Annotated in this window: 18 protein-coding genes; 3 read left to right on the plus strand and 15 right to left on the minus strand. The window is 65.6% G+C overall.

Going from position 1 to position 17,901, the window contains the following annotated elements:
- Positions 1–119: 119 nt before the first annotated feature.
- From rplI to HV681_RS19885, 10 genes are all read right to left on the minus strand, one after another.
- On the minus strand, positions 120–575 hold the full coding sequence (gene rplI, locus HV681_RS19840) for a 50S ribosomal protein L9 (RefSeq protein ID WP_175124660.1): 456 nt from the start codon (positions 573–575) through the stop codon (positions 120–122).
- Positions 576–589: 14 nt separating this feature from the next.
- Positions 590–862 (minus strand): 30S ribosomal protein S18, encoded by a 273-nt coding sequence (rpsR, locus tag HV681_RS19845; protein WP_006218308.1) that lies wholly within the window; start codon positions 860–862, stop codon positions 590–592.
- 99 nt (positions 863–961) lie between these two features.
- On the minus strand, positions 962–1,285 hold the full coding sequence (gene priB, locus HV681_RS19850) for a primosomal replication protein N (protein WP_175124661.1): 324 nt from the start codon (positions 1,283–1,285) through the stop codon (positions 962–964).
- Positions 1,286–1,335: 50 nt separating this feature from the next.
- On the minus strand, positions 1,336–1,710 hold the full coding sequence (gene rpsF / locus HV681_RS19855; protein WP_056322467.1) for a 30S ribosomal protein S6: 375 nt from the start codon (positions 1,708–1,710) through the stop codon (positions 1,336–1,338).
- A gap of 186 nt (positions 1,711–1,896) precedes the next feature.
- Positions 1,897–2,820, minus strand: coding sequence for a DUF817 domain-containing protein (locus tag HV681_RS19860; protein ID WP_175124662.1), 924 nt, complete (start codon positions 2,818–2,820; stop codon positions 1,897–1,899).
- A 6-nt stretch (positions 2,821–2,826) separates the two neighbouring features.
- The gene (gene folE2 / locus HV681_RS19865; RefSeq protein WP_175124663.1) at positions 2,827–3,624 is read right to left on the minus strand and encodes a GTP cyclohydrolase FolE2; all 798 of its coding nucleotides are present in this window, start codon (positions 3,622–3,624) and stop codon (positions 2,827–2,829) included.
- A 209-nt stretch (positions 3,625–3,833) separates the two neighbouring features.
- Positions 3,834–5,696: a 1-deoxy-D-xylulose-5-phosphate synthase gene (gene dxs, locus HV681_RS19870; protein ID WP_175124664.1), complete on the minus strand. Its 1,863-nt coding sequence runs from the start codon at positions 5,694–5,696 to the stop codon at positions 3,834–3,836.
- 54 nt (positions 5,697–5,750) lie between these two features.
- Positions 5,751–6,662, minus strand: a complete 912-nt coding sequence (locus HV681_RS19875; protein WP_175124665.1) for a polyprenyl synthetase family protein — start codon at positions 6,660–6,662, stop codon at positions 5,751–5,753.
- 7 nt (positions 6,663–6,669) lie between these two features.
- A complete protein-coding gene (locus tag HV681_RS19880) occupies positions 6,670–6,936 on the minus strand; it encodes an exodeoxyribonuclease VII small subunit (RefSeq protein ID WP_175124666.1) in 267 nt (88 codons plus the stop codon).
- Positions 6,937–7,018: 82 nt separating this feature from the next.
- Positions 7,019–7,873 (minus strand): IclR family transcriptional regulator, encoded by an 855-nt coding sequence (locus tag HV681_RS19885; RefSeq protein WP_175124667.1) that lies wholly within the window; start codon positions 7,871–7,873, stop codon positions 7,019–7,021.
- Between the two features lie 168 nt (positions 7,874–8,041).
- Here HV681_RS19885 and HV681_RS19890 point away from each other — a divergent pair, with 168 nt between their 5' ends.
- From HV681_RS19890 to HV681_RS19900, 3 genes are all read left to right on the plus strand, one after another.
- A complete protein-coding gene (locus tag HV681_RS19890) occupies positions 8,042–9,010 on the plus strand; it encodes a Bug family tripartite tricarboxylate transporter substrate binding protein (protein WP_175124668.1) in 969 nt (322 codons plus the stop codon).
- A 213-nt stretch (positions 9,011–9,223) separates the two neighbouring features.
- A complete protein-coding gene (locus HV681_RS19895; RefSeq protein WP_175124669.1) occupies positions 9,224–10,234 on the plus strand; it encodes an acyltransferase in 1,011 nt (336 codons plus the stop codon).
- 290 nt (positions 10,235–10,524) lie between these two features.
- Positions 10,525–11,670: an aromatic ring-hydroxylating oxygenase subunit alpha gene (locus HV681_RS19900; RefSeq protein WP_175124670.1), complete on the plus strand. Its 1,146-nt coding sequence runs from the start codon at positions 10,525–10,527 to the stop codon at positions 11,668–11,670.
- Positions 11,671–11,760: 90 nt separating this feature from the next.
- Here HV681_RS19900 and HV681_RS19905 read toward each other — a convergent pair whose 3' ends face one another.
- From HV681_RS19905 to HV681_RS19925, 5 genes are all read right to left on the minus strand, one after another.
- A complete protein-coding gene (locus HV681_RS19905; RefSeq protein WP_175124671.1) occupies positions 11,761–12,891 on the minus strand; it encodes a TIGR03364 family FAD-dependent oxidoreductase in 1,131 nt (376 codons plus the stop codon).
- Between the two features lie 88 nt (positions 12,892–12,979).
- Positions 12,980–14,002, minus strand: coding sequence for a putative 2-aminoethylphosphonate ABC transporter substrate-binding protein (locus HV681_RS19910; RefSeq protein WP_175124672.1), 1,023 nt, complete (start codon positions 14,000–14,002; stop codon positions 12,980–12,982).
- A 127-nt stretch (positions 14,003–14,129) separates the two neighbouring features.
- Positions 14,130–14,960: a phosphonoacetaldehyde hydrolase gene (phnX, locus tag HV681_RS19915; RefSeq protein WP_414631980.1), complete on the minus strand. Its 831-nt coding sequence runs from the start codon at positions 14,958–14,960 to the stop codon at positions 14,130–14,132.
- Positions 14,961–14,977: 17 nt separating this feature from the next.
- Positions 14,978–16,786: a putative 2-aminoethylphosphonate ABC transporter permease subunit gene (locus tag HV681_RS19920; RefSeq protein ID WP_254595025.1), complete on the minus strand. Its 1,809-nt coding sequence runs from the start codon at positions 16,784–16,786 to the stop codon at positions 14,978–14,980.
- Complete coding sequence (locus tag HV681_RS19925; protein WP_175124674.1) at positions 16,764–17,837, minus strand: putative 2-aminoethylphosphonate ABC transporter ATP-binding protein; 1,074 nt, start codon at positions 17,835–17,837, stop codon at positions 16,764–16,766. The genes HV681_RS19920 and HV681_RS19925 overlap by 23 nt, the downstream gene beginning before the upstream one ends.
- Positions 17,838–17,901: the final 64 nt, after the last annotated feature.

Here is a 17,901-nt window from a genome sequence, read left to right on the forward strand (position 1 = left end):
AATGACAGCGTAAAACGAGGGTGCGTCGCCGCGCACCATTCAGCACGACATCGGCACATGGCTGAAAAAAGAAAAAAAGCCGGCGCGCGGGCCGGCTTCTTTTTACCGCGACTGCCGGATCAGGACAGTTCGCCTTCGACCAGAACCGTGATGTCGACCACGACGTCGGCGTGCAGGGCGACCTGGACCGGGTACTCGCCGATGGCCTTCAGCTGGCCATTGGGCAGACGCACTTGGGCCTTCTCGACGGCTTCGAACGAAGCCTTCTTCAGACCTTCGGCGATGTCGGCGTTGGTGACCGAACCGAACAGACGACCGTCAACGCCGGCCTTCTGAACGATCTTGAGCTGGTAGCCGTTCAGGCGCTCGCCCAGGGCTTGGGAAGCGGCCAGCTTTTCAGCCTGGACCTTTTCCAGCTCGGCGCGGCGGGCTTCGAATTCCTTCAGGGCGGCGTCGGTTGCGCGACGGGCCTTCTTCTGGGGAATCAGGAAGTTGCGGGCGTAGCCATCACGCACACGCACGACTTCACCCAGGTTGCCCAGGTTGACGACTTTTTCGAGCAGAATAACTTGCATTTCAGTGCCCCGGATTAGTTGTGGTTGTCGGTGTAAGGCAACAGAGCCAGGAAGCGCGCGCGCTTGATGGCGGTGTCCAGCTGGCGCTGGTAGATTGCCTTGGTGCCGGTCAGGCGAGCCGGGATGATCTTGCCGTTTTCTTGCACGAAGTCGCGCAGGGTGTCCAGATCCTTGTAGTCGATCTCTTCGACGCCGGCTGCGGTGAAGCGGCAGAACTTACGACGCTTGAAGAGCGGGTTCTGCTGCGTGAATTTGCGTTTTTCTTTGCGTTTTCCGAAGAAAGCCATGATATGTGCCTTTATGTTTGAGGGGACTGGGTCAATGCCCACTTCCCCATAACCTATCCGAATTCAGAAGGCGCTCTCGCACCCTGTGTCTCATTGCCTTCAGGCCACCTGCGGATCGCGCCCAGCGCTTCCGCTGATCTTGCGCGCCTGCTGCAGATGCAGCTTGATCTTCACCGAGTCCTTGCGGGCGGGAGCCAAAAACCCCTGCACCAGCAATTCAGACCCTAAAGCGGTGTTTCTCAAGAGCAGCGCCAGATCTCCCAGTGCCACGGCGGAAATCGTCAGTTCGACACGGCGCGGGTGGCCGGCTTCGATGACTTCCGACTCGTGCGCCAGCAGCATTTCCAGCGCTGGCAAACCGGCGGGTGTGTGGCGCAAAGGCTCGCATTCGAGAACGCGGGCGCTGAGTTCCAGCTTATTCATCCTGCCTGGTACCGAGGGGACTTGATGCAATGAGCTCTGCGTGAGCCTGCTTACTCGGCCTGAGCCGGAGCAGCTTCCGCCGAAGCCTTGCGGGCTTCTTCGCGCTCGACCGACTTCATCATGATCGACGGGGTGGTCTGGGCCTTCTTGGTCTTGATGACCAGGTGGCGCAGCACGGCGTCGTTGTAGCGGAACGAGTGTTCCAGCTCATCCAGCGTGGCTTGGCCGCACTCGATGTTCAGGCAGACGTAGTGAGCCTTGACGAGCTTCTGGATCGGGTAGGCCAGTTGACGGCGGCCCCAGTCTTCCAGGCGATGGATCGAGCCGCCTTGGCCCGTGACCAGCGCTTGGTAACGCTCGACCATGGCGGGCACTTGCTCGCTTTGGTCGGGGTGAACAATAAACACTACTTCGTAGTGACGCATGAGTAAAACTCCTTGAGGATGTCTTGCTAACCAAACGTCTTGCACCCGCGCTTTCCATCATGGGTGGATCAACATCGTTGACGTTTCGCCGCAAGGGGCAGCCCGCTACCCAAAAACCATGGGTGGTCGAGCAAGAAAGCTCTCGATTATCACCGATTGGGCGGTCGCTTGCAAGCCGGCGTAGGCTTAAGAAATAAGGGACGCGTTTCGGGCACGTTCCTGCCCGCCAGTTGCAGGCAGGTCGGCGGCGGTGATCGCCCGAGGCCGGTTGACGGCGCTGACCATGACGTAGCTGATGATCATGAGCAGGAACCAGGATCCCAGCTTGGCGATGGACACGGCCTGCCAGACCTGCGCCTGGTTGGGATAGCGCCACGCATTGGCGAAGGTACCGATGTTTTCGGCAAACCAGATAAAAAGCGCCACCAGCACGAAACCCAGCAGCAGCGGCATGCGCCGGTAGACCTGCCAGATCCGGAAATACACCCACGTGCGCGCGAACAGGACGGCGGTCATGGCGAACAGCGCCCACCGGAAGTCCATCACGTAATGGTGCGCGAAGAAGTTCACGTAGATCAGCACCGACAACACGGCGGTCGCGGCCAGCGGCGGATGCGCGCGAAAGCGGAAATCGAACAACCGCCACACCCGGGCCAGGTAGCTGCCCACCGCGGCGTACATGAATCCCGTGAAAAGCGGCACACCGCCGATGCGCAGCACGCTGGCTTCGGGATAGATCCACGAGCCGGCGGCGGTCTTGAAGATTTCCATGCAGGTGCCGACCTCATGGAACATCAGGATCACGCGCGCTTCGCTCCAGGTTTCCATGCGCAGCGCGAGCAGCGCGGCCTGGATGCCGAGCGCGGCGAGCGTCAGGAAGTCGTAGCGCGCCAGCGCGGCATCCTTGGGATACCACCAGTGCGTGCCCAGCAGCAGCGCGCACATCAGGCCGCCGAACAGGCACGCCCACGCCTGCTTCACGCCGAAGCGGAAGAACTCGTAAAGCGCCACGCCAAAGCGGCCGCGGCTCGCCAGATTGCTGGCCAGCCGCGCTTCCCATTGCTGCAGATCGGCGATGAGCGGCCAGTCGCTGGCCGCCGGGTGGCGCACGGGCGTTCAGCCTTCGACGACGGCGTAGGCCGAGTGGTTGTGAATGGACTCGAAGTTTTCGGCCTCGACGCGATAGCGCGCGATGCCGGGGTGCGCGTTCAGGCGGGCCGCCACATCACGCACCAGGTCCTCGACGAACTTGGGATTGTCGTAGGCGCGTTCAGTGACGAACTTTTCGTCGGGGCGCTTGAGCAGGCCCCACAGTTCGCACGAGCCTTCGTCTTCGATCAGGCGGATCACGCCGTCCATCGAGATGTCTTCATTCAGGATGGCCGACACCGTGACGTGCGAACGCTGGTTGTGCGCACCGTATTCGGAGATGGCCTTCGAACACGGGCACAGGCTGGTGACCGGCACCTGGACCACGAGTTCGAATTCGACGCGGTCGGCCTGCGCGCGCGCGATCCACTGGACCTCGTAATCCAGCAGGCTCTGCACGCCGGAGATCGGCGCGGACTTGTTGATGAAGTACGGGAACGATGCCGTGATGTCGCCGCGTTCGGCATGCAGCAGCGGCAGCATGTCGGCCGCCATGGTGCGGAACAGCGCCGGCGTCATGGCCGTGGTGCGGTATTTTTCGAGCAGGGCCACGAAGCGGGACATGTGCGTGCCCTTTTCTTCGGGCGGCAGGGCCACGGTCAGCGTCCAGCTGGCCACCGTGCCTTGCGCCGAGCCGTCGCCGCTCTGGACCAGCATGGGATGACGCACGCCGCGGATGCCAACGCGCTGGATCGGGATATGCCGCGTGTCGGTGGCGCTCTGGACGTCGGGCATCACGATGGCGGGGTCGATCGGAGAATTCATTTCGGCTTACCTGTCCGGGCCGGTCCGCCATGGCGCAACGTGCTGGCCCAGTTGTCTTGAGAAGGGGCTAATTATCGCCCAGCCACGCGCAATGAGAAGGGGTAACCCCACGGAGCCATGCGGGCGGGGCCGGAACAGTGTGTTTCATCCTTGCGTCCGAAGACGCATGTCCTCGGACGCAAGGATCAGCCGGAATCAGGCCGGCCGGATCACTTCAACAGGTCGGCGTAGCGCGTGCGGATCGACTGCTCGATGCCCGCGGCATCCAGACCCAGCCCCACCAGCAGGGCCGATTGCTCGCCGTGGTCGATGAATTCATCCGGCAGGCCAAGCTGCAGCACCGGAATCAGCACGCCGGCGGCGCTCAGCACCTCGAGTACTGCGCTGCCTGCGCCGCCCATGATGCAGGCGTCTTCCAGGGTGACGAGCGCGTCGTGGCGGCTGACCAGATCCAGGATCAGCTCGCGGTCGATCGGCTTGGCAAAGCGCATGTCGGCGACGGTGGCATCCAGCTTGCCGGCGGCGCCCAGCGCAGCCTGCACCAGCGTGCCAAAGCCCAGGATGGCGATTTTCTTGCCTTCGCGGCGGACGACGCCCTTGCCCAGTTCAACGGTATCGAGGCTCTGACTTTCAGCCGCGCCGCAGCCCGCGCCGCGCGGGTAACGCACCGATGCCGGACCGGGGTGCTGATAACAGGTCGACAGAAGCAGGCGGGTTTCGTTTTCGTCGGAAGGCGTGGCCACCACCATGTTCGGCACGCAGCGCAGGAAGGCGATGTCGTAATTGCCGGCGTGCGTGGCGCCGTCCGCGCCCACGATGCCGGCGCGGTCCAGCGCAAATGTGACGTCCAGGTTCTGCAGGGCGACGTCATGGATGAACTGATCGTAGCCGCGTTGCATGAAGGTGGAATAGATGGCGACGACCGGCTTCTGGCCTTCGCAGGCCACGCCCGCGGCGAACGTGACGGCATGCTGTTCGGCAATGCCCACGTCGAAATACCGCTGCGGGAAGCGCTGTTCGAATTCGACCAGGCCGCTGCCTTCGCGCATGGCGGGCGTGACGGCCACAAGGCGCGCATCCTGCTGCGCCGTGTCGCACAGCCACGTGCCGAACACCTGCGTAAAGGTGCGCTTGCCCGGCGCCTTCGATTGCTGGATGCCGACCGCCGGATCGAACTTGCCGGGACCGTGATAAAGCACGGGATCGGCTTCGGCCAGCTTGTAGCCCTGGCCCTTGCGCGTGACGACGTGCAGGAACTGCAGGCCTTCGAGGGCTTTCAGGTTCTGCAGCGTGGGAACCAGCGCGTCCAGGTCATGGCCATCGATGGGGCCCACGTAATTGAAGCCGAACTCTTCGAATAGCGTGGCGGGCGTGACCATGCCCTTGGCGTGCTCCTCGAAGCGGCGCGCCAGCTCAAGCACCGGCGGCACGTGCTGCAGCACCGCCCGCCCCACGTTCTTGGCCGTGGCGTAGAAGCGTCCGGACATCAGGCGCGCCAGATAGCGGTTCAGCGCCCCCACCGGCGGCGAGATCGACATGTCGTTGTCGTTCAGGATCACCAGCAGGTTGATGTCGGGCGTGACGCCCGCGTTGTTCATGGCCTCGAACGCCATGCCCGCGGACATGGCGCCGTCGCCGATCACGGCAATGTGCTGGCGCTGTTCGCCCGCATTGCGCGAGGCCACCGCCATGCCCAGGGCCGCGGAGATCGACGTGGACGAATGCGCGGTGCCGAAGGCGTCGTACTCGGATTCGCTGCGCTTCGGGAAGCCCGAAATGCCACCTTGCTGGCGCAGCTTGGCCATGCCGGCACGGCGTCCCGTCAGGATCTTGTGCGGATAGGACTGATGACCCACGTCCCACACGATGCGGTCGTGCGGCGTGTCGAACACCTGGTGCAGCGCCAGCGTGAGTTCGACGGTGCCCAGGTTGGACGACAGGTGTCCGCCCGTTTTGGACACCGACTCCAGCACAAAGCCGCGCAGTTCATCGGCAAGCTTTTTCAGTTCGCGACGATCCAGGCGCTTCAGGTCAGCCGGCGATTGAATACGGTCCAGTAAATCTGTCGTCATGCTTTTATGGGGTTCGTTGGCCCGGCCTACCAAGAAGGCCGGGCTGATCTCGGATCAGCGGTCTCGAAGAACGATGAAGTCGGCAAGCTGGGCCAGACGCGCGCCGGCGTCGCCCAGCGGCGCCAGGGCGGCCAGCGCCGCCACGCGCAGTTCCTCGGCAAAGGCCCGGGCTTCGTCCAGGCCCAGCAGGGACACGTACGTAGGCTTGTTTTCGGCGGCGTCCTTGCCCGGCGTCTTGCCCAGGCTGGCGCTGTCCGCAGTGACGTCAAGAATATCGTCGACCACCTGGAACGCCAGGCCCATGGCCTGCGCGTAGGCGTCCAGCGCCTGGCGCGATGCCGAGCTGGCGCCCGCCACGATGCCGCCCAACGCCACGCTGCACGCCAGCATGGCGCCGGTCTTCATGCCGTGCATCATCTGCAGTTCATCGCGCGACAGCGAGCGGCCGACGCTGAACAGGTCGATCGCCTGCCCGCCTGCCATGCCCTGGCTGCCGGCCGAGCGGGCCAGCGACTGGGTGGCCTGGACGATCAACGCCGGCGCGATCGGCATGGACGCGATCAGTTCGAATGCCAGCGGCTGCAGCGCATCGCCCGCCAGCATGGCGGTGGCTTCGTCGAACTGCACGTGCGTGGTGGGACGGCCACGGCGCAGCGTGTCGTCGTCCATGCAGGGCAGATCGTCGTGGATCAGCGAGTAGGCGTGGATCAGTTCGACGGCGGCGGCCGCGCGGTCCAGCGAGGCCTCGATGGCAAGCACGCTGCCGCTGACGGGGCAGGCCTGTCCGGCGGCATAGACCAGGGCGGCGCGCACGCGCTTGCCGCCGCCGAGCACGGCGTAGCGCATGGCTTCATGCAAGCGGGCAGGCGCCTGATCCGCCGGGGGCAGCAGGTCGTCGAGCACGTCTTCGACGTGGCGCGCACGGCCTTGCAACCACTCGGAAAATGCGAGATGAGTTTGCTTCATCGGTGTCTTATTCGTCGTCCAGCGCCGCGGGATCCAGCGGCCGCAGCAGGCCGCCTTCGAGGACCTTGACCTGCTGCTCGGCCTGCGCCAGGCGATCCTGGCACACCCGCGTGAGCGCCACGCCGCGCCGGTAGGCAGCCAGCGATTGCTCGAGCGGCAGCGATCCGTCTTCCATGGCCGCGACCAGTGATTCCAGTTCGGCCAGCGCCGTTTCGAAATCCTGGGGCAAGGGACGATCGTCGTTCTGCGAATCAGCTTGAGTGGGTTTGGCCAAACGGGCCTCCGGGGCACTTGGGGGTGGATTAATCCGTGAATTGTACGAGATAGCCAGACGCGGCCCGGATGCGTCCCATGCCCTAGGCCTGCGTGCCCGCCAGGCCCGCCACCGCCGCCAGGAGCGCCGGGGCGACGTGATCCCGAAGATGCGAAGCCTCCAGCAAGCTGGCCGGCCCGCCGCAGCTCATGACGAAGACGCCTTCGCCCGTGATGGACGTGAACGGCACGGCCACGGCATTGATGCCGGATTGCCATTCGCCGATGGCGCAGCAGCAGCCGGACTGCGCCAGTTCGGCGCGCGCCCGCGCGATGGCCTCGGGCGCCGGCGCCGCCTGGTCCAGGCGCGCGAGGACGGCGTCGGACTCGTCTTCGGGCAGGCTGGCCAGGTATGCACGCCCCATGGCGCTGTCCAGCGTGGCGCGGTAGCCGACGGGCAGGCGCAGGTACAGCGCGGACGAGCCGTGGATCGCTTCGACGTAGGTCATGGCGTCGCCGTCGAAAGCGCCCAGCGCCACCGCGCCGCCGGTCTCGCGCGCCAGATCGGTCATGGACGCCTTGGCCAGTTCGCGCACTTCCAGGCCGGCAAGCAGGCCGAATCCCAGCGCCAGCACGCCGTAGCCGGGCGAATACTTGCCGGTGTCGGGGTGATAGCGCAGGTAACCCAGTTCCGTCAGCGTGTAGGTGATGCGACTGATGGTGGGTTTGGGCAGGCCGGTCAGGCGCGCCAGATCCAGGTTGCCCAGCGCGGCCACGCCGTGGCGAAAGCAACGCAGCACATCCAGGCCGCGCGCCAGCGCCGTAATGAAGTCAGGGGAATTGGCGCCCTCGCCCGCGCCGGCGGCCCGCTTGCGCCGGGCGGGCAGGCTCAGTTCAAGCTTCTGGTCCGGCTTGGACGGCGGGAGGGTGATGCGCTTGGCGCCAGAAAACGGTTGCATTTATATACGCTTCGTTTTTATAGTTTATTTCGAAAGACAGAATTAAATTCCATAATCCGGAATTTAAAACATCCAAGGAGACCTGGCAAGCGACGTCGTGAACGATATGCGCGTCAGCCAAGCCAGGCCCGGCGATCCACTCTGACCATGCGACTTCAAGGGGAAAACATGATTCGCAACAGCTTCAAACTGCTCGCCACCCTGGTGCTCAGCGCCGCCGCGCTGGGCGCCCAGGCCGATACGTATCCGTCCCGCCCGATCAAGGTGATCTCGCCCTTCCCGGCGGGCGGCGCCACCGACGTGCTGACGCGCGTCCTGGCCGAGCGGATGGCCAAGAACCTGGGCCAGTCCATGATCGTGGAAAACAAGGCCGGCGCAGGCACGTCGATTGGGGCGGCCTATGTCTCGCGCGAAGCGCCGGACGGCTACACCATCCTCATGGCCACCAACTCGACGCTGGTGACCAACCGCTATCTCTACAAGGAACTGCCCTACGACCCGGACAGCTTCGCCAAGATCGGCATGGTGGGCGTCGGCCCGCTGGTTCTGCTGTCCTCGCCCAAGCGGCCGTTCAACAGCACGCAGGACGTGGTGGCGTACGCCAAGCAGAATCCGGGCAAGCTGACGTTCGCGACCTTCGGCCCGGGCACGTCGTCGCACCTGGCCGGCGAACTCTTCAAGGAACGCGCCGGCATCGACATCCTGCATGTGCCCTTCAAGGGCGCCACGCAGGCCCTGCCCGCGCTGATCAGCGGCGACGTGGACCTGTTCTTCGACATGGTGGCGACCGGCATGCCGCAGGCTGACGCCGGCAAGGTCAAGGTCTTTGCGATCACGAGCCCCACGCGCCTGGCGACCGAGCCCAACGTGAGCACGCTGGCCGAGCAAGGCTATCCCGCGTTCGACATGACCGCGTGGTTCAGCTTCGTGGCCCCCAAGGGCACGCCGGCACCCGTTGTCGAGCGCCTGCAGGCCGCGCTGACCGAAACGCTGAAGGACGAAGCGGTGAAGAAGCGCCTGCTGGACATGGGCATCGACCCGCGTTCGGGCACGGCGGCCGAGCTGGACAAGCAGATCAAGACCGAGCAGCCCATCGTGTCGCAGCTCATCAAGCAGGCCAACATCGTCCTGCAGTAAGCCTGCCTTCATGCCGGTTTCGTGACAAAACGTTCGCGGAGTGCCGGCCCGCGACCGGTGTGCCCGCGGCCCTGCCGCGAGCATGCCTTTCCCCCCGACAGCGCCCTCACGGCCCTGTCGGTTTTTTACGCGCGGTCTAACCCCTGGATACAGAAATCGGCGTCACGTCGCTGCTAAGGTAAGGCGCAGTCGCCGAACCATTCCGGGAGCCCGATGCCTCAGACCGAAGACCGATACGCCCGCCTGGACTCAGCCCGCTGGCTGGCTGCGCTGGCCGTCGTTCTGCTGCACAGCGCCGCACTCATCGTCAGCGATCCCGCCGCCCACGGCCGCGGCGCATGGCTGGCCGCCAATCTGTACGACTCCGCCGCACGCTGGTGCGTGCCCGTCTTCGTGATGGTGAGCGGCGCCCTGCTGCTCGACCCCGACAAGCCCCAGGACGCGCGCCGCTTCTACAGCCGCCGTCTTGCGCGCATCCTGGCCCCGCTGCTGTTCTGGACGCTCTTCTACCTGGCATGGCGCACGGGGCTGGACTGGTGGGACGACGGCCGCATCGATTTTTCGTTCTGGCCGCGCAAGGTCGCGCAGGGCGAGCCTTACTACCACCTCTGGTACCTGTACATGATCGTGGGCCTGTACCTGTTCGCGCCGCTGGTCCGCGTGCTGTATGTGCGCAGCACGCCGAAGGCGCGCGCGCTGTGGGTCGTCGGCATCCTGGGCGTGGCGATCCTTGACGCCCTGTACCGCCGCGCGCTCGGCGCGCCGCATGGCTTTTTCCTGACGTGGTTCCTGCCTTACCTGGGCTACTTCGTCGCCGGCCGTCTGATCTTCGATGGCGAGATGCGCGTTCCGCGCCCGGGCCTGATGCTGGCCGCCACCGTGGCCGCGACCGCGTGGGGCGTGACCGTCATGTCCAACGGCCACGTGCTGGACACCTACTTCTACGACTACTTCAGCCTGACGGTGCCGTTCATGTCGCTGGCTGCGTTCCAATGGATCGTGTCCTCGCCGCGATTGCCAAGGCTTGCAGCGCTGGCCCCGTTGACGTTTGGCGTCTATCTCATCCATCCCGTCTTCCTGGATGTCGCGCGCCGCGTCGGGGCTTTTTCGGGCCAGGACCGCGATGCGTGGGTGGTGCCGCTCCTGACGATGATGGTGTTCGCCTTGTCGGCCGCCAGCAGCTGGTTGCTCAGGCGTCATCCGGCCACCCGCCGGCTCGTCTGAAAGACCTACGGAATAAAGGGTTAATCGCGGTTTGCGCGCGGTCAAACCCACCCCGGGATTCACGCGAATGGCCTGCCCTTTTGCCACGGGCGTCGTACAAGCCCTTGGGGTACAATTCACGGCTTATTTGATCGGCCAGACACCGATTTTTCTTCGCGCCAGTACGGATTCAACCAGGCTCGAATTCACGAACAAGGCCCCCGGCACACACCGCGAGGGACCTGGACTTGAACAAAAGCGCCTGGCAAGGCTCAAACCGTCCTGGCTTTTTTATCCGAGCGGAGGGAATCATGACCGACATCGGTCGGATGGCACATGTCGTGCCGGCTCGCACCCAGCTACCCGTCAGCGCTTATTTTGACGAAGCCCTCTTTGCCCGCGAGCAAGAACTCATTTTCAAGCAATCCTCGCTGTACGTCGGCCACCAGAAATTGGTGCCCGAAATCGGGGATTGGCGTACGTTGGTCCAGGAAAACGGAGGGCGCTCGCTGGTTCGCAACCAGCATGGCGTCGAACTCATCTCAAATGTCTGCCGTCACCGTCAGGCATTGATGCTTGGTGGCGAAGCCGGCAACGTGGCCGGCAACTGCAACACGCACGGCAACCTGAAGGCAACTGGCGGCAACATCGTCTGCCCGCTGCACCGCTGGACGTACAACAACCAAGGCGAGTTGTTGGGCGCGCCGCAGTTCGAAACCACGCCCTGCATGAATCTGCAGAAGTTCCGCCTGCGCGATTGCCACGGGCTGCTCTTCGAAGGCCCGCGCGACCCGGCTGCCGACATGGCGCCGCTGTTCGGGCGCCCCGAGTTCGACTTCGGCGACTACGTGCTGGACCACGTTGAAGTGCATCAGTGCAACTACAACTGGAAGACCTTCATCGAGGTCTACCTCGAGGACTACCACGTCGGCCCGTTCCATCCCGGACTGGGGCGTTTCGTCACGTGCGACGACCTGACCTGGGAGTTCAACGACTGGTACAGCCTGCAGAAGGTGGGCGTGCACAATGCGCTGGCGCAGCCGGGTTCGGACGTGTACAAGCAGTGGCACGACCGCCTGCTGTCGTTCCGCGAAGGCGACGCCCCCGACTTCGGCGCCGTGTGGGTCACGTACTTCCCGACCCACATGATCGAGCTCTATCCGCACGTGCTGGTGCTGTCCACGCTGTACCCGAAGGGCCCGCAGGAAACGGTCAACGTGGTCGAGTTCTACTACCCCGAGGAAATCGCTGCGTTTGAGCGCGAGTTCGTCGAGGCGCAGCGCGCGGCCTACATGGAAACGGCCATCGAGGACGACGAGATCGCCGAACGCATGGATGCCGGCCGCAAGGCGTTGATGCTGCGCGGCGTGAACGAGACCGGTCCCTACCAGTCGCCCATGGAAGACGGCATGCAGCACTTCCACGAGTGGTACCGCCGCATCATGCAGTCGGTGTAGTCCCCACCGCCTCAGCCCGCATGACAAAAGGGCCTTGCGACATCCTTTACGGATCGCAAGGCCCTTTTTTCGTCCAGGGGCAGCTCGGGTTCAGCGTCCCGTGACGCCCGCCACCGTCCGTTCGCCGATCGCCAACCCCACCGTCATGCCGACGCCAGAGTGCATGACCGCCACCGTGGTGGCCGCGTCCACCGGCAGCACGGAAAACGGCGCCGGTCCGTGCGCGCCGTAGACGCCTTGCCACCGCTCGACCACGCGCAGCCGCGCACCCAGCGCCTGCGAGGCCAGATCCAGCATGGCGTTGTCGACGGCTTCGTCGTTGAATGGCAATGCGTCCTGCCCGTACTGGTGCGAGTCGCCGATGATCAGTTCGCCGTACGGCGTGGGACTGATCAGCAGGTGGATGCCGTTTTCCAGCAGCATCGGCGTACGCGCCTGGATCACGCCGCGCAGCGTCTGCGCCGTCGGCAGGTCCGAGAAGGCGCCGTAATGCACGCAGGACAGGCCGGTGAGCAGCGGCCGGTCCAGCGCAACGGGCGCGCCGTCGAACACCGCACGCAGCATCTGCAGGCGCGTGACCTCCAGGTTCAGCGGCGCGAACTGTTCGGGCAACAGGGTCAGGTAATCGTGGCCGGGACACACGAACACATGCGACGCCTTGAAGTCGCCCGCCGAGGTGCTGACTTCGCCGTTCTCCACGGCGCGCGCCAGGGTTCCCGTGATGAAGTCGATGCCCAGCGAGGACTGCAGATAGTGCGTGATGGCCGGCAGCGCCTCGCGCGAATAGATCTGCAGGTCATCGTGGCCGCGCAGCGCCAGGCAGTGGTGGGCCAGCTGGCCGTTGTACAGCGCCCCCACCTCGCGAGCCGACAGCAGGTCGGCACGGTACCCTTCCTGCCGCAGCCGCATGTCCGCGAATTCCCGCAACACGTCGGCCTCGTCGGCATTGCGCGCCAGCACCAGCGCGCCATTGGCACGCACATGAAAACCCGCCTTGTCCGCCAGATCGAGCCACAGCTCGCGGGACTGCTGCGCGTGCGACAGCATCGTGCCGGGCGCCTGGCCCGTCACGATGACCTGGCCGAAGTTGCGGATCGTCGCGCCGTGCGCCTGGCGGCTGCGCTCGATGACGGCCACGGACAGGCCGCGCTTGGCGGCCGCCCAGGCATGCGCGATGCCGAGCATGCCCGCGCCCACCACGATTACGTCGTAAGTCTTCATTTTTGAACTACTGCGAGAGGAATGTCGGGGAGACCCCCGCGGGTCTCCCGATGCGCGGCGGCGCGCTGCCGCCGCGGTGGGTCAGGAATTACTTCTTCTTCGGCTCGGACTTGCCGTCGTAGCGCTTCGTCCACTCGGCAATGATGCGGTCGCGGTTCGTTGCGGCCCACGTGAAGTCGTTCTTGATCATGCGCGAGGTCAGATCGGCCGGCAGGTTGGGATTGGCGGTCGCAATCGACGGGATCGCCAGCACTGCGAAGTTGGCCTTGTACAGCTCGTTGGCTTCGCGGCTTGCCGAGAAGTCAGCCAGCTTGCGGGCGGCGTCGAGGTTCTTGGTGCCCTTCATGATGGCGGTGGCTTCGACTTCCCAGCCCAGGCCTTCCGACGGGAACACGGCTTCGACCGGCGCGCCGTCGGCCTTCAGCTTGGCGGCGCGGTAGTCGAACGAGATGCCGATCGGGAATTCGCCGGCGGCAGCCATGTTGCACGGCTTGGAACCCGAGTGCGTGTACGAGCCGATGTTCTTGTGCAGGGCGTCCATATAGGCCCAGCCCTTTTCTTCACCGAAGATCTGTAGCCAGGCGCTAACGTCCAGGAAGCCCGTGCCGGACGAGGCCGGGTTCGGCATGACGATCTTGCCGGCGTACACCGGCTTGGTCAGATCCTGCCACGACGTGGGCTTGGGCAGCTTCTGCTTTTCGGCTTCGATCGTGTTGAAGCAGATGGCGGCTGCGTAGCCGTCCATGCCGACCCAGGCCGGTTCGGCCTTGGCGTCGCGCATGTTGGCGGCGATCTGGTCCAGGCCCTTCGGGGCGTAGGGCTGCAGCATGCCTTCCTTGTCCATCAGGCCCAGCGCCGTGCCGGCCAGACCCCAGATCACGTCGGCCTTCGGGTTGTTCTTTTCGGCCAGCAGCTTGGCGGCGATGATGCCGGTGGAGTCGCGCACCCACTGGATCTTGATGTCGGGGTTGGCCTTTTCGAAGGCGGCCTGATAGGCCTTGATCTGGTCGGCTTCCAGCGCCGTGTAGACGGTCAGCGTGGTCTCGGCCGAGGCGGCGCTCATCACGCCCGTCAGGGCGGCGGCCAGTGCAAGCAGCTTGTAGCGATTCATGAACAACTCCGTGAGTGAGCGGAAAAGCAGGGTGAACGAGGTCCCCACGGCCGGCGGCTGCCGGCTGCGGATCGTGGTGAGTCAAAGGTCTATGGGTGGCCCGGCACGCCGGGCGGCAGCGTCTAGTTCAGGGGCGGTCGCCTCGCGACAGTCGGGCTTCGATGTCGTCGACCACGGCCGGCAGGTCGGCCACCGTGTCGATCAGGTAGTGCGGACCGGCCGGATTCAGTTCCGCGCGGGCAGCATCGCGTGCCGCGTCGCGGGCGGGTTCGGAAAGGCCCTTGTATTCGTCCAGCGTCAGGCCCGCGGCGTTGCCGGACAGCAGCAGCCCCACGGTCCACATGCCGGCGCGGCGGCCCTCTTCGATGCCGGGCGCGGTGTCGTCGACCTTGATGCAGCCGGCCACGTCGGACAAGCCAAGCTCCACCACATTCTTCAAGGCCATGGCGGGCGCGGGACGCGCACGCGGCACTTCATCGCTGGCGACGATGCAGTCGGGCGTCAGGTCCTCGGTGGCGGCGCGTTCGACCACGCGGCCCATCACGCTGGCGGGATAGCCGGAGCACGATCCGATCGTCAGTCCGCGCGCGCGCAAGGCGCGCATCACCTCGGCGGCACCCGGAATGGCGGCCGAGTACTGCGCCACTTTTTCCAGCTGCATCGGCAGGAAACGCTCGTAGATGGCGGTGACGTCGTCGTCGCTCGGCAAGCGGCCGAAGCGGGCCTGGTACTGGCTGGCAATGGCGGGCTGGTCGCACAGCGTGCGGATGTGATCCCACTTGCCCATGCCCATCGGGCCGCGCGCTTCTTTCAGCGACACGTCCATGCCGAACTGCGCAAACGCATCCACGAACACCTTGGTGGGGGCAAAGGAACCGAAGTCGACCAGCGTGCCGGCCCAGTCGAAGATCACCGCTTCTAGGCGGACGGGCAAAGGTTGAGCAGTCATGAAAGTCATCCTGGAAAAATGATCGGTCAGCGGGACGCCGGGCGCCGCCAGGCCTGGGTGCGCGCCACCAGGGCGCGGCTCGCCAGGTGCAGGATCAGCGCGGCGACGGCGGAACTGGCCATGATGACCGTGCACATGGCGGCGGCCGGGCCGATGAAGCCGGCGTCGTCCATGTTCAGCACGGCGACCGCGGCCAGCACCGTGGACGGGCTGTACAGAAACACCACCGCCGACACGGTCGTCATGGCGGACACGAACAGGTAGCGGGCCACGTCCAGCGCCGCGGGCAGGCACATCGGCAGCGTCACGCGCAAAAAGGTCGTCAGGCGCGGCACCTTCAGCGACGCGGAGGCGGCCTCGAACTCCGGGTCCAGCGCATTGAGCGCGGTGGCGGCCGTCAGGTGGGCGCTGGTATAGAAGTGCACCACCGTGCACAGCACGAGCAGCGGCATCGTGCCGTACAGCACGTTCAGCGGGTTCGACACGCTGTTGAAGAAGAAGATGTAGCCCAGGCCCAGCACCAGCCCCGGCACGGCCATCGGCATCAGCGCCAGCATGCCGGCCACGCCGCGCAGGCCGCGCGCCATCGTGCTGCGCGCCGGCACCTTCTCCATCATCCACGCGCCGACAAAGACCACCAGGGTTCCGACGAGCGCGGTGCAGAACGCGAGTTGGAGGCTGTTGCGCCAGGCGAGCCAGCCGCCGCCGTCCATGTTGTCGAAGTCGTACGAACGCAGCGACATCGACAGGTTGTACGGCCACATCTTCACGAACGAGGCCCAGACCGCCACGCCGATGATCAGCAGCAGGAAGGCCGCCATCACGCCCGCCAGCGCCAGGAACGCCGCGTCGCGCCGGCCGTTCACGCCGGCCGCGTAAGGCTGCGCGCGGCCGCTCATCTGGGCGCCCTGACGGGCACGCAAGCGGCGGTCCAGCACGAAGGTCAGCAGCGCCGGCAGCAGGAGCAGGATGCCAATCGCCGCCCCCTTCGGGAAATTCTGCTGCCCCACCACCGCCTTGTAGGCTTCCATCGCCAGCACGTTGTAATCGCCGCCCACCACCTTGGGCACGCCGAAGTCCGTGACGGTCAGCGTGAACACCACGCAGCAGGCCGAGAACACCGCATAGCGCGTGCCGGGCAGCGTGACCGTCATGAAGGTGCGCCACGGCCCCGCGCCCATGGCGCGTGCGGCGTCATACAGGCGCCCATCTGCCAGCGCCAGGCCGGTCAGCAAAATCATGAGCGCATGCGGAAACGTGTAGAAGGCCTCGCCCACGACGATGCCCCAGAAGCCGTAGATGGTGGCGCCGCCGGTCAGGCCCTTGAGCAGGCCCTGATTGCCAAGCAGGTAGACCAACGCAATGCCAGGCAGCAGCGACGGCGCCAGCAGCGGCAGCAGCGCGATCGTGCGCAGCAGGCCCTTGCCCGGCAGGCGGGTGCGGGTGAGGCCATACGCAAAACCGTACGCGCACGGCACCACCAGCAGGGTCGTCACGACGCCCACCGCCAGGCTGCGCCCGACCATGTCCATGAAGCCGTCGGCGCTGATGATGCTGGCTATGACCGACAGGCCCGCCCAGCCGCCGTCAGCGTCCGTGACCGATTTGAGCAGGATCGCCGCCAAGGGCAACGCCAGGAAAAGCAGAAGGCCAAGCGCCAGGCCGCCTTGCCCCAACGCCAGGCCCAGCGCGCCGACCCACGCGGGCAACGGACGGCGTCCCAAGGCGGGCAGCGGCGCGGATGCGGGAACCGCGGGCGCAGCGGAAACCGCAGCGGGCTGGCCGATGGCGCGGGAATTGTTCACGGCAGGATCAAGCGTAGGCGCGTATCGCATGGCGCGGCAGCTCCACCCAGCAACGGCCGGCAGCGTGAGCGCCCAGCAGGGCGTCTCCGGTTTCAGGGGACACGATGGAATGGACCGTGGCGCCGGGCACGCCTTCCAGGCGCAGGGCGAGGCGATAACTGCGACCCAGGAACACGCCATCCAGCACGTCGGCCAGCATGGCGTTCGGCGCTTCCGGCTTGGCCATGGAAACGCGCACGGCCTCGGGCCGCACGAAAAGCTTGCCCGAGCCAGCGTCCAGCGCGGCGTCCACCGCCAGCTCCTGGCGGCCAACGCGGGCGCGGTGGGTGTCGATGCGTTCAAACGGCAGCCAGTTGGCCTCGCCGACGAAATCGGCGATGAAGGCCGATCCCGGCTGACGATACAGTTCGCGCGGCGTGCCGTACTGTTCGATGACGCCGCCGTTCATCACGGCGATGCGGTCGGCCATCACCATGGCCTCTTCCTGGTCATGCGTCACCATGAGCGTGGTGATGGACAGGCGCTTTTGCAGCGCACGCAGTTCGATGCGCAGGTGTTCACGCACCCGCGCATCCAGCGCGGACATGGGTTCGTCCAGCAACAGCAGGGACGGCGACGGCGCCAACGCGCGCGCCAGCGCCACGCGCTGCTGCTGGCCGCCCGATATCTGGCCGGGATATTTGTTCGACGCGCCCGCCAGACCCACGAGCGTCAGCATTTCCTCGACGCGGCTGGCGACGTGGCTGCGGTGGGCGCGCTTGCCGCTCAAGCCGTAGGCCACGTTCTGGGCCACGGTCAGGTTCGGAAACAGCGCATAGGACTGGAACAGGATCCCGTAGTCGCGCGCCTGCGGCTCGGCATGGGAGATGTCGCGGCCCGATAGCACGATGGTGCCGCTGTCCTGGCGCTCCAGCCCGGCAATCGCACGCAGCAGCGTCGTCTTGCCGCAACCCGACGGCCCCAGCAGACACACCAGCTCTCCGGCGCGGATATCCAGCGACACATCGGCCAGCGCCGTGTGGGTGCCGAATCGCTTGACGAGATTCTGCACGGAGAGAAAGGCGGTATCGCGTTGGGGCATGAGGCCTCCGGTCTGGGAACGAAGGCAGTATGGAATCGGCGTATTGAGCGTTTATGACACTTCG

This window comes from Achromobacter animicus (assembly GCF_902859585.1).
GTDB classification, from domain to species: domain Bacteria; phylum Pseudomonadota; class Gammaproteobacteria; order Burkholderiales; family Burkholderiaceae_B; genus Achromobacter; species Achromobacter animicus.

Coding starts and splice junctions, on each gene's coding strand:
- rplI (WP_175124660.1), bottom strand. CDS start 575: ATGCAAGTTATTCTGCTCGAAAAAGTCGTCAACCTGGGCAACCTGGGT.
- rpsR (WP_006218308.1), bottom strand. CDS start 862: ATGGCTTTCTTCGGAAAACGCAAAGAAAAACGCAAATTCACGCAGCAG.
- priB (WP_175124661.1), bottom strand. CDS start 1,285: ATGAATAAGCTGGAACTCAGCGCCCGCGTTCTCGAATGCGAGCCTTTG.
- rpsF (WP_056322467.1), bottom strand. CDS start 1,710: ATGCGTCACTACGAAGTAGTGTTTATTGTTCACCCCGACCAAAGCGAG.
- folE2 (WP_175124663.1), bottom strand. CDS start 3,624: ATGAATTCTCCGATCGACCCCGCCATCGTGATGCCCGACGTCCAGAGC.
- dxs (WP_175124664.1), bottom strand. CDS start 5,696: ATGACGACAGATTTACTGGACCGTATTCAATCGCCGGCTGACCTGAAG.
- HV681_RS19875 (WP_175124665.1), bottom strand. CDS start 6,662: ATGAAGCAAACTCATCTCGCATTTTCCGAGTGGTTGCAAGGCCGTGCG.
- HV681_RS19885 (WP_175124667.1), bottom strand. CDS start 7,873: ATGCAACCGTTTTCTGGCGCCAAGCGCATCACCCTCCCGCCGTCCAAG.
- HV681_RS19890 (WP_175124668.1), top strand. CDS start 8,042: ATGATTCGCAACAGCTTCAAACTGCTCGCCACCCTGGTGCTCAGCGCC.
- HV681_RS19895 (WP_175124669.1), top strand. CDS start 9,224: ATGCCTCAGACCGAAGACCGATACGCCCGCCTGGACTCAGCCCGCTGG.
- HV681_RS19900 (WP_175124670.1), top strand. CDS start 10,525: ATGACCGACATCGGTCGGATGGCACATGTCGTGCCGGCTCGCACCCAG.
- HV681_RS19905 (WP_175124671.1), bottom strand. CDS start 12,891: ATGAAGACTTACGACGTAATCGTGGTGGGCGCGGGCATGCTCGGCATC.
- HV681_RS19910 (WP_175124672.1), bottom strand. CDS start 14,002: ATGAATCGCTACAAGCTGCTTGCACTGGCCGCCGCCCTGACGGGCGTG.
- phnX (WP_414631980.1), bottom strand. CDS start 14,960: ATGACTTTCATGACTGCTCAACCTTTGCCCGTCCGCCTAGAAGCGGTG.
- HV681_RS19920 (WP_254595025.1), bottom strand. CDS start 16,786: ATGCGATACGCGCCTACGCTTGATCCTGCCGTGAACAATTCCCGCGCC.
- HV681_RS19925 (WP_175124674.1), bottom strand. CDS start 17,837: ATGCCCCAACGCGATACCGCCTTTCTCTCCGTGCAGAATCTCGTCAAG.